At 71.1% G+C, this 13,450-nt stretch carries 11 protein-coding genes and 1 pseudogene; 6 read left to right on the forward strand and 6 right to left on the reverse strand.

Annotation, left to right across the window (positions count from 1 at the left end; all coding sequences use genetic code 11):
* Nucleotides 1-21: 21 nt before the first annotated feature.
* A complete protein-coding gene (locus FOZ74_RS14870) occupies nucleotides 22-1,245 on the forward strand; it encodes a PLP-dependent transferase (RefSeq protein ID WP_146913788.1) in 1,224 nt (407 codons plus the stop codon).
* A gap of 42 nt (nucleotides 1,246-1,287) precedes the next feature.
* Here the strand turns inward: FOZ74_RS14870 and FOZ74_RS14875 are convergent, their stop codons facing one another.
* Nucleotides 1,288-1,938: an arylesterase gene (locus FOZ74_RS14875; RefSeq protein ID WP_146913789.1), complete on the reverse strand. Its 651-nt coding sequence runs from the start codon at nucleotides 1,936-1,938 to the stop codon at nucleotides 1,288-1,290.
* 124 nt (nucleotides 1,939-2,062) lie between these two features.
* Here FOZ74_RS14875 and FOZ74_RS14880 point away from each other — a divergent pair.
* A pseudogene (locus FOZ74_RS14880) lies at nucleotides 2,063-2,638 on the forward strand (ABC transporter ATP-binding protein); the annotation flags it as partial.
* Here FOZ74_RS14880 and FOZ74_RS14885 read toward each other — a convergent pair.
* Complete coding sequence (locus FOZ74_RS14885) at nucleotides 2,629-4,122, reverse strand: phospholipase D-like domain-containing protein (protein ID WP_255437664.1); 1,494 nt, start codon at nucleotides 4,120-4,122, stop codon at nucleotides 2,629-2,631. The pseudogene FOZ74_RS14880 and the gene FOZ74_RS14885 overlap by 10 nt on opposite strands.
* Before the next feature lie 35 nt (nucleotides 4,123-4,157).
* Between FOZ74_RS14885 and rlmB the strand changes: the two genes are divergently transcribed.
* The 4 genes from rlmB to FOZ74_RS14905 all read left to right on the forward strand — a co-directional run bounded on the left by rlmB (nucleotide 4,158) and on the right by FOZ74_RS14905 (nucleotide 8,346).
* The gene (gene rlmB, locus FOZ74_RS14890) at nucleotides 4,158-4,892 is read left to right on the forward strand and encodes a 23S rRNA (guanosine(2251)-2'-O)-methyltransferase RlmB (RefSeq protein WP_146913790.1); all 735 of its coding nucleotides are present in this window, start codon (nucleotides 4,158-4,160) and stop codon (nucleotides 4,890-4,892) included.
* A 102-nt stretch (nucleotides 4,893-4,994) separates the two neighbouring features.
* Nucleotides 4,995-6,923, forward strand: coding sequence for an adenylate/guanylate cyclase domain-containing protein (locus tag FOZ74_RS14895; RefSeq protein ID WP_146913791.1), 1,929 nt, complete (start codon nucleotides 4,995-4,997; stop codon nucleotides 6,921-6,923).
* Entirely contained in the window at nucleotides 6,920-7,429 is a 510-nt protein-coding gene (locus tag FOZ74_RS14900) for an SH3 domain-containing protein (protein ID WP_146913792.1), read from the forward strand. Before FOZ74_RS14895 ends, FOZ74_RS14900 begins: the two co-directional genes overlap by 4 nt.
* A complete protein-coding gene (locus tag FOZ74_RS14905; protein ID WP_146913793.1) occupies nucleotides 7,426-8,346 on the forward strand; it encodes a M48 family metalloprotease in 921 nt (306 codons plus the stop codon). Before FOZ74_RS14900 ends, FOZ74_RS14905 begins: the two co-directional genes overlap by 4 nt.
* 42 nt (nucleotides 8,347-8,388) lie before the next feature.
* Here FOZ74_RS14905 and FOZ74_RS14910 read toward each other — a convergent pair whose 3' ends face one another.
* The 4 genes from FOZ74_RS14910 to gluQRS all read right to left on the reverse strand — a co-directional run bounded on the left by FOZ74_RS14910 (nucleotide 8,389) and on the right by gluQRS (nucleotide 13,398).
* The gene (locus tag FOZ74_RS14910; protein WP_146913794.1) at nucleotides 8,389-8,748 is read right to left on the reverse strand and encodes an ArsR/SmtB family transcription factor; all 360 of its coding nucleotides are present in this window, start codon (nucleotides 8,746-8,748) and stop codon (nucleotides 8,389-8,391) included.
* A 12-nt stretch (nucleotides 8,749-8,760) separates the two neighbouring features.
* Nucleotides 8,761-11,643, reverse strand: coding sequence for a bifunctional diguanylate cyclase/phosphodiesterase (locus FOZ74_RS14915; protein ID WP_186764614.1), 2,883 nt, complete (start codon nucleotides 11,641-11,643; stop codon nucleotides 8,761-8,763).
* A 97-nt stretch (nucleotides 11,644-11,740) separates the two neighbouring features.
* On the reverse strand, nucleotides 11,741-12,457 hold the full coding sequence (trmB, locus tag FOZ74_RS14920; RefSeq protein ID WP_432417461.1) for a tRNA (guanosine(46)-N7)-methyltransferase TrmB: 717 nt from the start codon (nucleotides 12,455-12,457) through the stop codon (nucleotides 11,741-11,743).
* Nucleotides 12,454-13,398 carry a tRNA glutamyl-Q(34) synthetase GluQRS gene (gene gluQRS / locus FOZ74_RS14925; protein WP_146913797.1) on the reverse strand — a complete coding sequence of 315 codons (945 nt, stop codon included), beginning with the start codon at nucleotides 13,396-13,398 and terminating at the stop codon, nucleotides 12,454-12,456. The genes trmB and gluQRS overlap by 4 nt, the downstream gene beginning before the upstream one ends.
* Nucleotides 13,399-13,450: the final 52 nt, after the last annotated feature.

A 13,450-nucleotide genomic window follows, 5' to 3' on the forward strand; every position in this document is an offset into this window, starting at 1 on the left:
TTGCAGCGCTACCATCGCGCCATGCCCGATACCACCCGCTCCGACGTCGCCACTCGGCTCATCCACGACAGCTACCGCCCGCCGGCAGGCTTCGAAAGCGTGCAGCCGCCGGTGTACAAGGCCTCCACCGTGCTGTTTGCCGACACCGCCGCCCTGCGCGCCAGCCGCTGGGAAGACCGCAGCGGCTACACCTACGGCCTGCACGGCACGCCGGCCAGCTACCTGCTGGAGCAGCGCATCGCCGCGCTCGAAGGCGCCAGCCACTGCCTGCTGGCGCCCAGCGGCCTGGCGGCGATCAGCGTGACCGCGCTGGCGCTGCTGAGCCAGGGCGACGAGGTGCTGCTGCCGGACAACGTCTATGGCCCGAACAAGGCGCTGAGTCAGGAGCTGCTGCGGCGCTACGGCATAGGCTGCGGCCTGTACGACCCCATGGATGCGCAGGACCTGGCCGCGCGCATCGGCAAGGCCACGCGCCTGGTCTGGCTGGAGCCGCCGGGCTCGGTCACCATGGAGTTCCCCGATTTGCCCGCGCTGGTGCGCGTGTGCCAGGAGCGCGCAGTTGCGACGGCGCTGGACAACACCTGGGGCGCGGGCCTGGCGTTTGCGCCCTTCGACCTGCTGGGCGACGCCAGCCTCGGAGTGGACGTGTCGGTGCACGCGCTGACCAAATACCCCAGCGGCGGCGGCGACCTGCTGATGGGCGCGATCAGCACGCGCAGCAGCGCGCTGCACGAGCGCATCCAGCGCTGCCACATGCATTTGGGCATGGGCGTGGCGGGCAACGACGTCGAGGCGGTGCTGCGCGCGCTGCCCGGCATGGCGCTGCGCTACCGAGCGCAGGATGCGGCCGCGCGCGAGCTCGCGCGCTGGATGCAGGGGCAGGGCGCGGTGGCCCAGGTGCTGCACCCGGCGCTTGCCGGCAGCCCGGGGCATGCGCACTGGCAGCTGCTGTGCGCCCCGGGCGGCGAGGGTCTGGCCGCGGGCATCTTCAGTGTGGTGATCGACGCACGCTACACCGGCGCGCAGGTCGACGCCTTCTGCGACGCGCTGCAGCACTTTCGCCTAGGCTACAGCTGGGGCGGGCCGCTGAGCCTGGTGATGCCCTACCAGCTCGCGGCCATGCGCGGGCGCGCCCCGGCGCAACTGGCGCCGGGCACGGTGGTGCGCTTTGCGATCGGCCTGGAGGGGGTGCAGGATCTGCGCGCCGACCTGGCCCAGGCAATGGAGCGTGTTTTTGGCCTCTAGCCCTTGCTGGTAAAGAGCTGAAAGCTATTGCATCAATAGCGTTCAAGACAGCAGCGGCTGAAGCTCCTTCCAGACGTTGTCCAGCAGCAGCGGCTGCGCCTGCACGCTGGGGTGGATGCGGTCGGCCTGGAACAGCGCCGTGGGGTCGGGCGCATTGGCCACGCCTTCGAGCAAAAAGGGTACGAGCGCGGCCTGGTGCTCGCGCGCCAGGGTCTCGAACAGGCCGGCGAAGCGCCGCGTGTAGTCGGCGCCGTAGTTGGGCGGCACCTGCATGCCCACGAGCAGCAGCCGCGCGCCCGCCTGGCGCACCTGGCGCGCCATGGCCGCGAGGTTGTCCTCGGTGGAGGACAGCGGCAGGCCGCGCAGCGCGTCGTTGCCGCCGAGCTCCAGGATGACGATGTCCGGTTTGTGCCGCGCCAGCGCCGCCGCCAGGCGCGAGCGCCCGCCCGCCGTGGTGTCGCCGCTGACGCTGGCGTTGACCACGCTGGCTTGCGGCAGCTGCTTTGCCAGGCGCTGGCGCAGCAGCGCCACCCAGCCGCTGCCCTGGGGCAGGCCGTATTCGGCGCTCATCGAGTCGCCCACCACCAGAATCACCGGCGCGGCGTCCGCGGCGCGCGCCGGCAGCGCGCAGGCCGTGCAGGCAAGCAGGATAAAGTCGCGCCGATTGGCCGCGCGCCGCTGAAAGCTCTTCATGTCATTGGATCCATCTTCCGAAACCCCGCTGGTGCAGGTGCAAGGCCTGGGCAAGACGGTGACCGACGCCACGGGCAGCTTCGACATTCTCACGGATATCGATCTGACGCTGGCGCGCGCGCAGACCCTGGCCATCGTGGGTGCCTCGGGCTCGGGCAAAAGCACGCTGCTGTCGCTGATCGCCGGGCTCGACGTGCCCACGCGCGGCAGCGTGCGGCTGGCCGGGCAGGACCTGTTCGCACTGGATGAAGACGGGCGCGCCGCACTGCGCGCGCGCGAACTCGGCTTCGTGTTCCAGAGCTTTCAGCTGCTCGGCCACCTGAGCGCGCTGGAAAACGTGATGCTGCCGCTGGAGCTCGCGGGCCGGCGCGACGCGCGTGCCCGGTCCGCGCAGATGCTCGAGCGCGTAGGCCTGGCGCAGCGCGCGCGCGCCTACCCGCGGGTGCTCTCGGGCGGCGAGCAGCAGCGCGTGGCGCTGGCGCGCGCCTTCGTGGTGCAGCCGGCCTTGCTGCTGGCCGACGAGCCTACCGGCAGTCTGGACCACGCCAGCGGCGAGAGCGTGATGCAGCTCATGCTGCAGCTCAACCGCGAGCAGGGCACGGCGCTGGTGCTGGTCACGCACGACCAGGGCATTGCCGCGCGCTGCGAGCAGCGCATCACGCTGCAGGCGGGGCGCATTCTGGAGCGCACTCAGAGCTGAAAGCCGATGGTGGTGACGATGCCTTCGGCCAGGTCGCGCAGCCAGTTCGGCGTGCCTGACGCCGCCCGCTCGCCCTGCTCGGCGGTCTGCACTATCCACTGACCCAGCCATTCGATTTCGTCGGGGCCATAGAACGCGGCCATGGCTTCGTAGTTGATGAACAGGCTGCGGCTGTCCAGATTGGCTGAGCCGCACAGCGCCAGCGCGTCGTCCACCACCACCGCCTTGGCGTGCACCATGGCGGGCAGCAGGCGCACGTTCACCCCGGCATCCACCAGCGTGCGCACCGCGCGCCCGCGCGCCCAGTCCGCCAGGCGGTGGTTGGAGCGCGCCGGCAGCACCAGGGTGATGTTCAGCCCGCGCTTGGCGGCCAGCACCAGTGCCTCCAGCAGGCCCTCGTCGGGCACGAAGTAGGGCGTGGCTAGCAGCAGGCGCCGCTCGGCGTGGAAGGCGGCGGACATCACCAGCGCGTGCAGCACGTCTTCATGGAAGTCCGGGCCGCTGGCCACCCACTGCGCCAGACGCAGCGTGCGCGGTTCGTCGCTGTGCAGGGGTGTGTGCGTGGCCGGCGGCTGCGCCGCCAGGTCGGCCTGCGCGGCCTCCTGGCGCGCAAAACGCTCGGCATAGCCCAGACGCGGCGCCCTGCGCGCGCCGCGGGCGATGCGCCAGTCGCCGTCGAACAGCGCCTGCGCCTGCGCGGCCAGCGGCCCTTCGGCGACGAAGCTCAGGTCCGGCCAGGGCGGGCCGTCGCCGGCGCGGATGAAGTATTCATTGGCGATGTTGCGCCCGCCGGCCCACAGCAGCGTGCTGTCCGCGATCACCGCCTTGCGGTGGTTGCGCAGATTGGTGCGTCCGCGCCCGGGCAGACCCAGCGCCGGCACGAACAGGCGCATGCGCACGCCCATGGCCTGCAGCATGGCGTCGTGGCGGTGCGCGCTCTTGAGGCTTCCTATGCTGTCCACCAGCAGGCGCACGCGCACGCCGGCGCGCGCTCGCTCGGCCAGCGCGCTGGCCACCGCCGCGCCCACCTCGTCATCGCCGAGCACGTAGGTGCAGATGTCCAGTGTGTGCCGGCTGGCCGCGATCACCGCGCGCAACTGCGCCAGCGCCTCGGGGCCTTCGGCGGCGAAGCGCACGCTGCGCTGCGGCCGCGCGCCGGCCACGCCGAGCGAGGCCAGCAGCCGCGTGGCCCAGATCGGCGCGGCGTGCGCCCAGGGGCCGGCGGGGGCGGGCTGGGCCGGGGTTTGCGGGCGGATCAGCTTGCGCGTGCCGAAGACCAGAAACAGGGGCAGGCCCAGATAGGGAAAGGCCGCGATGCCCAGCACCCAGGCCATGGCCGCGTAGGGGTGGCGCCGCTGCTGGCGGATGCGCGTGACCACCACGTAGGTGAGCAGCCCCGCAGCCACGAAGGCGGTGTGTTCCAGCGGCGAGATATGGGGCAGTTGCAGCATGCGGGACCAGGCGGGGCGGGCGGGCCTGATCATGCCCCAAGCCCGTGCCGTCGCGATAATCCCCGGCCATGGCTGATCTCAAAGTGCTTTTCGGTTTCCATGCGGTGGGTGTGCGCCTGAAGACCGCGCCCGCCAGCGTGGTGGAGGTCTTGCACGACCCCACGCGGCGCGACGCGCGCATGCGCCAGTTCCTGCAGCGCGCCCGCGAGGCCGGCGTGCGCCTGGTGGAGGCCGACGGCCTGCGCATCGCGCGCCTGGCCGGCTCCCACGGCCACCAGGGCGTGGCCGCGCGGGTGCAGGAGCTCGCCCGCAGCCATTCGGTGGACGACCTGCTCGACGGCCTGGACGTGCCGCCACTGCTGCTGGTGCTCGACGGCGTGACCGACCCGCACAACCTGGGCGCCTGCCTGCGCGTGGCCGACGGCGCCGGGGCGCACGCCATCATCGCGCCCAAGGACCACGCCGCCGGCATCAACGCCACCGTGGCCAAGGTGGCCAGCGGCGCGGCCGAGACCGTGCCCTACTTCATGGTGACCAACCTCGCGCGCCAGCTGATGGAGCTCAAGGAACGTGGCATCACCGTGGTGGGCACGAGCGACGACGCGCCGCAGACCCTCTACCAGGCCGACTTGCGCGGGCCGCTGGCGCTGGTGCTCGGCGCCGAAGGGCAGGGCATGCGCCAGCTCACGCGCAAGCGCTGCGACGTGTTGGTGTCCATCCCCATGCATGGCGCGGTGGAGAGCCTGAACGTTTCGGTGGCCAGCGGCGTGTGCCTGTACGAGGCGCGCCGTCAACGCGGATGAAAAACGGCTGTAACGCCCGCAGGCATTGTGCAAGAAGCTATTTTTGTAGTAGCAGAACTGCCGGCGTTGACCTGAGCGTGGCGCCTGCCGATACTGCCGGGCGTGACTGAAGCCACACGCCACCGCTCCACGCTGCAGCGTCTGCGCGCTCGCCTGGGTCGGCGCACCCTGCATGCGCTGCTGGCGGCACTGCTGACGCTGCTGGCCTGGGCGGACGGCGCGCACTGGCATCTGCTCGAAGCGCTGGACAACCGCGTGGGCGATGCGCTGTTGCACCGGCACGCCGCGCAGCGTACGCCGCCGCCCGACGTGGTGCTGGTGGACATCGACCAGAACTCGCTCATGGACCCGCAGATGCTGGAGCTGGCGGGCACCTGGTCCTGGCCGCGCGCCATCCATGCGGAGCTGCTCACGGCGCTGGCCGCGCACGGCCCGCGGGCCATCGTGCTCGACCTGATCCTTTCGCCGCCCGACCGCCTGCACCCGGAAAACGACGCCGCCCTGGCCGCAGCGCTGCGCGACGAGCGCATCTTCGTGCCCATGATCCTGATGCCGGAGTCGACGCAGCAGGCGCCGCTGGCGCTCGCCCCCGAGGTCATGGGCATACGCCGCGGCCCCCAGGCCCGGCCCGACGCGCGCTACGGCATCGACGCGCCCATCGCGCTGCCGCCCGAGCTCTGGCGTACCGGCTACATCAACTTCATCAAGGATGCCGACGGCCTGGGGCGCAGCATCGAGCTGGGCCGCGAAGTGCAAGGCTGGTGGCTGCCGCACATCGTGGGGCGCGTGGCCGACTGGCTGCAGCTGCCGCGCCCGGGCACGCCGGCGTTTCGCCTGCACTGGTATGGCCGCAGCTTCACCCGCATCCCGTACGCGCAGGCCTACCTGGCGGCGCTGAGCGAAGGGCAGGCGCTGCCGTTCGACCCGGCGGGCAAGATCATCATCGTCGGCGCCACCGCCTCGGGCCTGCTGGACTTCGTGCCCACGCCGGTGGCCGCGACCATGCCCGGCCCCTTCGTGCTGGCCACGGCGCTGGCCAATCTGCAGGACGGCGACTGGCTGCGCGAGGCGCCGCGCTGGCTCAGCCCCGCGCTGGCGCTGACGCTGGTGCTGGCGATCGCGGCGGCTTTCATGCTGCGCCTGTCACCGCTGTGGCCGGCGGCGCTGCTGGGCACGGCGGCCGTGGCCTCGATGGCCGCATCAGCGCTGCTGCTGGGCCACCAGGTGTATTGGGTGCCGACCTCGGCACTGGCCATGGGGGCGCTGGCGCTGCTGTCCTTCGGGCTGCTGTCCTCGCGCCTGGAGATGGCGCAGCGCCACCATGTGCAGGCGATGTTTTCGCGCTTCGTCGATCCGCGCATCGTGCAGGACCTGTCCGAAGCGCAGCAGGTGGCCCAGGCCGAGGTGTCTGCCAGCCGCGAGGTGACGGTGCTGTTTTCCGACATCCGGGGCTTCACCAGCCTGTCCGAGCACCGCCAGCCCGAAGAGATCGTGGCGCTGCTCAACCGCTACTTCGAGATGCAGGTGGAGGTGATCTTTCGCCACGGCGGCACGCTCGACAAGTTCATCGGCGACGCCATCATGGCCTTCTGGGGCGCGCCCATGGCCCAGGGCGACCATGCCGAGCGCGCGGTGCGCGCGGCACTGGGCATGTCCGAGGCGCTCGAGCGCTTTTGCGCCGAGGTCGCCCGCGAATTGCCGGGTACGCGCTTCGAGATCGGCATAGGCATACACAGCGGGCCGGCGGTGGTGGGGTTCCTGGGCACGGCCCGGCGCCTGGACTACACCGCCATCGGCGACACGGTGAACCTGGCCAGCCGCATCGAGGGCTGTACCAAGGGCGTGGCGCGCATCCTGGTGTCCGAAGCGACGCGCGAGCTCTGCGGCGAGCGTCTGGCCTTCGCGGGCCACGGCGCCTTCAGCGTCAAGGGGCGCGAACAGCAGGTGCTTTTGTACGAACCGCTGCCTACAATGGCCGCCACGGGAACAGCCCCCGGCACAGGGGGCAGCACAGACGGAGGTGAACCATGAGCTACCACACACGCAGCCGCGGCTGGCGCTGGCTGGCCTTTGCGGCACTGCTCGCCTGGGGGTTGCTGGCGGGCGCCCAGACGCATGAGGTGACGACGGCGACGCAGCTGCGCGCCACGCCGGCGCTCAATTCCATGGTGGTGCAGCAACTGCCCGCGGGCACGCCGCTGCAGGGCGTGCAGACCCGGGGCGGCTGGCTCAAGGTCCAGGCCGGCGAACAACATGGCTGGGTGCGCCTGACCCATGTGCGCACCATGGCGGCACGCGCGCCGGCGGCCAGCGGCAACCCGCTGGCCAGCCTGTTCACCGGCGCCGGCAACCAGCCCACCGCCACCACCGGCACGCGCGGCCTCACGCAGGAGGAACTGGCCTCGGCCCAGCCCGCGCCGCAGGAAGTGCGCCGGCTGGAGCAGCACGCGGTCAGTGCCCGCGAGGCGCAGCAGTTTGCCCGCAGCGGCAAGCTCGCGGCCACGGCAATCGCCGACTACGACGGAGCCGCGCAATGAGCCTGAAGACGAATCTGCGCTGGCTGCTCGCCAGCGCCTGCACCGCCGCGCTGCTGGGCTGCGAAACCATGTCCGGCGGCGGCCTTGGAGGCCTCACTTCCGCGCTCGGCAGCCTGGGCGGCGGGGGCGGGGGCAGCACCATGAGCGGCGTGCAGAACGTGGTGCAGGGCGCCTCGGCGGCGTTCAAGGACTACAGCCCCGAAGAAGAGCGCGAGCTGGGCAACGGCTTTGCCTCGGTGCTGCTGGGCGCGCGCCCGTTGCTGCGCAACGACGAGGTGCAGCGCTACGTCAACCGCGTGGGCCTGTGGGTGGCGCAGCAGGCCGACGCGCGCAAGGACGGCAGCGGCCGTGCGGTGGACTACCAGTGGCGCTTCGGCGTGATCGATTCCGACGCGGTCAACGCCTACGCAACGCCGGGCGGCTACGTCTTCGTCACGCGCGGCTTGCTGCGCACGCTCAAGTCCGAGGCGGAGCTCGCCGGCGTGCTGGCCCACGAGATCACCCACGTGGTGCACGGCCACTACCTGGCGGCGGTCAAGTCGGGCGGCTTTGCCCAGATGGCCGGCGGCATCGTCGAGGCGCGCAGCGGCAATTCCGCCCTGAGCGGCCCGATGATCAGCATGGTGCGCAACATCTACGCCAAGGGGCTGGACCAGTCCGACGAATACGACGCCGACCGCTACGCCCTGCTGTGGGCGGCGCGCGCCGGCTATGCGCCCGCGGGCCTGGTGCAGTCGCTGCATACGCTGGCCGCCGGTTCGGCCCAGGACGCCAACTACCAGATGCTGTTTGCCACCCACCCGCCGGTGGCGGAGCGCATCACGCGGCTCGATCCGCTGCTGGCCGGCAAGTTCGCCGGGCTCGCCGGCGTGTCCAACGAGGCGCGCTACCTGGCGCTGCGCAGAACGCTCGACTGAAAGCCCATGCCCGCGCCGCCGGGCGCTTGCCCGCGGCGGCCCTCAGGGCGCATGGGCGTGCTGGTCCTGGTCTGCGGTGAGCATGCCGCAGAGCGTGCGGCACAGCGCCACCACGTCGTGGTTGTGGATGCGGTAGAAGACCTGGTTGCCGCGGCGCTCGCGCGCCAGGATCTCGGCGCGGTAGAGCACGTTCAGGTGCTGGCTCAGGTTGGGCTGGGTGGTGGCGATCTCGCCCAGGATCTCGCTCACGTTCTTCTCGCCCGCGCACAGGGAGCTGATGATCTGCAGCCGCACCGGCGTGGACATGAGCCTGAAGATGTCCGCGGCGCGCTCGAACACCTCTTCGGACGGCGGCGCGTGCCGATCCGTCGAGACGATGTGAAGCGGGGACGCGGGAGACATCTTGGCGCAGCACTATAGCGCCTGAGCTGCGTCCTGCAAATCCTGCGCCGGCACCGGCCGGCCGAAGTGGTAGCCCTGAAAGCCGTCGCAGTGGCGGCTGCGCAGCCATTCGAACTGCTCTGGCGCCTCTATTCCTTCGGCGATCACGCGCAGCTCCAGCGTGCCGGCCAGTGCCATGATGGTCTGGGCGATGGCCGCGTCGTTGGGGTCGGTGAGGATGTCGTCCACGAAGGACTTGTCGATCTTGATGATGTCCAGCGGCATGCGCCGCAGATAGCCCAGCGAGGAATAGCCGGTGCCGAAGTCGTCGAGCGCGAAGCGCACGCCGCGCGCGCACAGCTGCTGCATCTTGGCGATGCTCTGCTCCATGTCCTCGTGGAACATGCTCTCGGTGAGCTCCAGGCACAGCAGGTGGGCGCTGGCGCCGGTTTCATCGAGGATGGAGCGCACCACGCCGACGAAATCCGGGTCGCGCAGCTGGCGCGCGCTGATGTTCACCGACACCGTGCGCCGGCGCATCGCCGGCTCGAGTGCCCACTCGGCGAGCTGGCGGCAGGCCGTCTGCAGCACCCAGGTGCCTATGGGCAGGATCAGGCCCGACTGCTCGGCCTGCTCGATGAAGGCCAGCGGCGGTACCTCGCCGCGCAGCGGATGCTGCCAGCGCAGCAGCGCCTCGTAGCCTATGGGCTGGCGGTTGCGATCGACGATGACCTGGTAGTGCAGCTGCAGCTCGCCCTGGCTCAGCGCCATGCGCAGGTCGGACATCAGGCTGGCGCGGTGCTCCACCTCGGTCTGCATGCTGGGGTCGAACAGGCAGATCTGGTTGCGCCCGCGTGCCTTGGCGCGGTAGAGTGCCATGTCGGCGCGCTTGAGGATGTCGTCCTGCGTCGTGCCCGTGCCCTGGAACAGCGACAGGCCCATGCTGGCAGAGGTGTGCACCACGCGCGCGCCGAGGTTGAAGGCACGCTCCAGCGCCGCGCGCACCTTCTCGCCTATGGCCAGGGCCTCTTCGCCCGCGCCGTGGCGCTCGCTGCTCAGGCCGTTGACCAGAATCACGAATTCGTCGCCGCCCAGGCGCGCCACCATGTCCACCGTGCGCAGGTTGCGCTGCAGCCGCCGCGCGACGCAGCGCAGCAGCTCGTCGCCCTGGTCGTGCCCCTGGGTGTCGTTGACTTCCTTGAAGTTGTCCAGGTCCAGCAGCATCACCGCGCTGTGGCTGCCGCTGCGCGAGCTGCTGGTGCAGGCCTGCTGCACGTGGTCGACGATCAGGCGCCGGTTGGGCAGGCCGGTGAGCTCGTCGTACAGCGCCATCTCGCGCGCCTGCTGCTCCGAGGCCTTGCGTTCGGTGATGTCGGTGCGCAGCGTGATGTACTGCTGGGGCGCGCCGTCGCTGCGCGTGAAGGGCACGATGGTGGTCTGGGTCCAGAACAGGCTGCCGTCCCTGGCGCGGTTGCAGATCTCGCCGGTCCACACCTGGCCGGCCTCCACCGCCTGACTGATCTCCTTGTCGAAGCTCGGCGGGTGCATGCCCGAGCGGATGCGCGCGTAGGTGTGGCCTATGAGTTCGTCGCGGCGGTAGCCGGAGATTTCGCAGAACTTGTCATTGACCTGGGTGATCGTGCCCTCGGCGTTGGAAACGGCGACGATGGCGTGGGCGTCGAGCGCGGCTTTCAGGTCCGCCGCCTCCTGCAGCGACAGCCGCGTCATCAGGCGGGTGTTTTCCTGCTCGGTGTTGTCCACCAGCGTGAGCAGCACGCCCTCGACGCTGCCGTCGGCGGCAAGGCGCGGCGCGGCCCGCGCGTCCAGACTCAACAACACCACGCCGCCCGCTTCCTCGCGCAGGTCGAAATGCACGTGCTGGCCGCGCAGCGCGCTCCTCAGGTGGGCCAGCACCAGGTCTCTCTGCTCATAGGGCACCTGGCCCAGCCAGGAGGTACCGGCGAGCTCCTTGCGGTGCATGCCGGTGCGCCGCGTGTGCGCCGGATTGGCGTAGTGGTAGTTCAGCGCGGGGTCGAGCAGCACCACTTCCACCGGCATCTCGGCCATGGCGGTGAGGATTTCACGCGTTTGCCGGGCAATCGTGCGCTGCGACTGCAGCAGCTGCTGGTGCGGGTGCGCGACGCCGATCTGGTGCCAGGCGCCGTACAGCAGTGCGTAGGCGCTTGCGCGCAGCAGCCAGGCGGCGATGTCGGCGCCGTCCAGGGTGCCGAAGTGCCCGATGAACAAGGCCCGGCTCAGCGCCAGCACGAAGCAGGCCGCGGCGATCTGCAGCGACAGCAGCAGCGGGCGCTGGCGCCAGTGGCGCAGGAACAGCACGGCGCTGACGAGGCACAGCGCGATGCCCGCGAGCTGCAGCCCCAGCCCCGTGGCGGACATGCCCGCGCCCATCTGCGGGGTGTAGAGCAGCAAGGGCAATGCCGGCGCACCCAGCCCCAGCAGGCCCAGCGCGCCCGCCAGCACGAGGGCGGCCGCGAGCCAGAGCAGCCGGCGGCCGGCAAAACCCAGCAGCAAGGCCAGATAGAACAGGTAGACCGCCTCTATCGTGCGGGCCAGGGTGTGGTAGAAAAAGGTCAGGGTCATGCCCTGGGCGGGGCTGTAGCCGGGCATGCCTTCGAAGCTGAACAGGCTCATCGTGTCCAGCGCGGCGATCAGCACCCAGCCGAAGAGCACCACGTTGGCGGTGTGCCCGTGGTTCTGGCGGATGTCGTTCCAGGCCAGCGCCGCCATGCCCAGCATCATGGCCAGCGAAAACACCTCGGTGAACAGGTGCACGCCCAGTGCGCTGCGCTGCTCCAGCCAGGCTTCGCTCCATTGGGGAAAGAGCGCCGCGAGCACGCACACGGCGGCGGCAGCAGCGCAACCTCCGAGGTATCTGAGCTCGATGGGTCGAAGCAAGGGGTGGGTCTCCTGCGGTCGCGCGCGGGGCGCGGCGGCCATTTTTTTGCTGCGGATATTACCCGCAAGCGCCCGCGGTGCGCAGCGGCGGGCGCGCTCAGGGCGCGGGTGCGCGCCGGGTGAAGACCAAGTCGCGCACGCCGTGGCCCAGACGCAGGCCGCGGTTCTCGAACTTGGTGAGCGGCCGGTAGCCGGGGCGCTCGGCCCAGGGCGTGCCGGTGTTGAGCAGCAGCGGTTCGGCCGAGAGCACCTGCAGCATCTGCTCTGCATAGGGCTGCCAGTCGGTGGCGCAGTGCAGGTAGCCGCCGGGCGCCAGGCGGCTGGCCAGCAGCGCCACCAGCGGCGGCTGGATCAGCCGGCGCTTGTGGTGGCGCGTCTTGTGCCAGGGGTCGGGAAAGAAGATGTGCACGCCGTCGAGCTGGCCGGGCGCGAGCATGTGCGTGGCCACCTCCACGGCGTCGTGGCGCACGATGCGGATATTGCCCACGCCTTGTTCGCCGATGCGCTTGAGCAGCGCGCCCACGCCGGGTTCGTGCACCTCGCAGCACAGGAAGTTGTCGCCGGGGCGGGCCTGGGCGATCTGCGCCGTGGCTTCGCCCATGCCGAAGCCGATCTCCAGGATCAGTGGCGCGGCGCGACCGAAGGCCGCCATGGCATCGAGCGGCACCGGCGCGTAGTCAAGCAGGTAGCGCGGCCCCAGTTCGGCCAGTGCCCTGGCCTGGCCGGCGGTGGTGCGCCCGGCGCGCAGCACGAAGCTGCGGATGCGCCGCCGGGGGTGCTCGGGCTCGGCGGGGGAGGTTTGCTCTTCGGTCACGGCGCGCGATTGTAGGTGTCGCGCCAGGCGGCGACCCAGAAGGCCAGCGCCTGGGCGACAGCGCTTTCGCGCGGCGCCTCGGGCAGGGCCAGCACGCGCGCCGCCGCCGCCAGCGGGGGCAATGGCGCGCGGGTGTCGAGCGCCGGCGCGCCATGCTGCTTGGAGAGCTTTTCACCGTCGCTCGCGCGCACCAGCGGCGTGTGCAGGTGGCGCGGCGTGGGCAGGCCCAGCGCCGCCTGCAGCAGCATCTGGCGTGGGGTGTTGTCGGCCAGGTCTTCACCACGCACCACGTCGGTGATGCCCTGGTCGGCGTCGTCCACCACCACGGCCAGCTGGTAGGCCCAGAGGCCGTCGGCGCGGCGCAGCACGAAGTCGCCGACCTCGCGCGCCACGTCCTGGCTTTGCGGGCCCAGCCGCCGGTCCTGCCAGCGCAGCGTCTTGTCCTCTACTGAAAAAGGAGCTGCTGGCGCTTTGCCAGCCTGCGTTTGCGGCCAATTTGAAAGGTATTTTTCAAGATGGAAACGCCAGGCCCGTGCGGGCTTGCCATGCAGGCCGGCGCGGCAGGTGCCGGGGTAGGGGCGATCGTGGTGGCGTTCGTGCGCGAGGCCTTGCGCGGCCAGGGCGGCGTCGATGTCGCGGCGCGTGCAGCCGCAGGGGTAGGCCAGGCCGCGTGCCCGCAGCACGTCCAGCATCTGCTGGTAGCGCGCGCCGCGGCGTGACTGGTACAGCGGCGGTGCGTCGGGCAGCAGCTGGCAATCGGCAAGCTGGGCCAGGATGCGCTCGGCCGCGCCCGCACGGCAGCGCCCGCTGTCCACGTCTTCAATGCGCACCAGCCACCGGCCGCCGGCCGCGCGCGCGTCCAGCCAGCTGGCCAGCGCCGCCACCAGCGAGCCCGCATGCAGCGGCCCGGTGGGCGAGGGGGCAAAACGACCCAGGTACATGCAGGCGGGCGATGGCAAGCGGATGGGCGGCAGGCGGGGCGCGCAAGGCACC

Source organism: Comamonas flocculans, from assembly GCF_007954405.1.
Classification (GTDB): domain Bacteria; phylum Pseudomonadota; class Gammaproteobacteria; order Burkholderiales; family Burkholderiaceae_C; genus Comamonas_C; species Comamonas_C flocculans.

Coding starts and splice junctions, on each gene's coding strand:
- FOZ74_RS14870 (WP_146913788.1), top strand. CDS start 22: ATGCCCGATACCACCCGCTCCGACGTCGCCACTCGGCTCATCCACGAC.
- FOZ74_RS14875 (WP_146913789.1), bottom strand. CDS start 1,938: ATGAAGAGCTTTCAGCGGCGCGCGGCCAATCGGCGCGACTTTATCCTG.
- FOZ74_RS14885 (WP_255437664.1), bottom strand. CDS start 4,122: ATGATCAGGCCCGCCCGCCCCGCCTGGTCCCGCATGCTGCAACTGCCC.
- rlmB (WP_146913790.1), top strand. CDS start 4,158: ATGGCTGATCTCAAAGTGCTTTTCGGTTTCCATGCGGTGGGTGTGCGC.
- FOZ74_RS14900 (WP_146913792.1), top strand. CDS start 6,920: ATGAGCTACCACACACGCAGCCGCGGCTGGCGCTGGCTGGCCTTTGCG.
- FOZ74_RS14905 (WP_146913793.1), top strand. CDS start 7,426: ATGAGCCTGAAGACGAATCTGCGCTGGCTGCTCGCCAGCGCCTGCACC.
- FOZ74_RS14910 (WP_146913794.1), bottom strand. CDS start 8,748: ATGTCTCCCGCGTCCCCGCTTCACATCGTCTCGACGGATCGGCACGCG.
- gluQRS (WP_146913797.1), bottom strand. CDS start 13,398: ATGTACCTGGGTCGTTTTGCCCCCTCGCCCACCGGGCCGCTGCATGCG.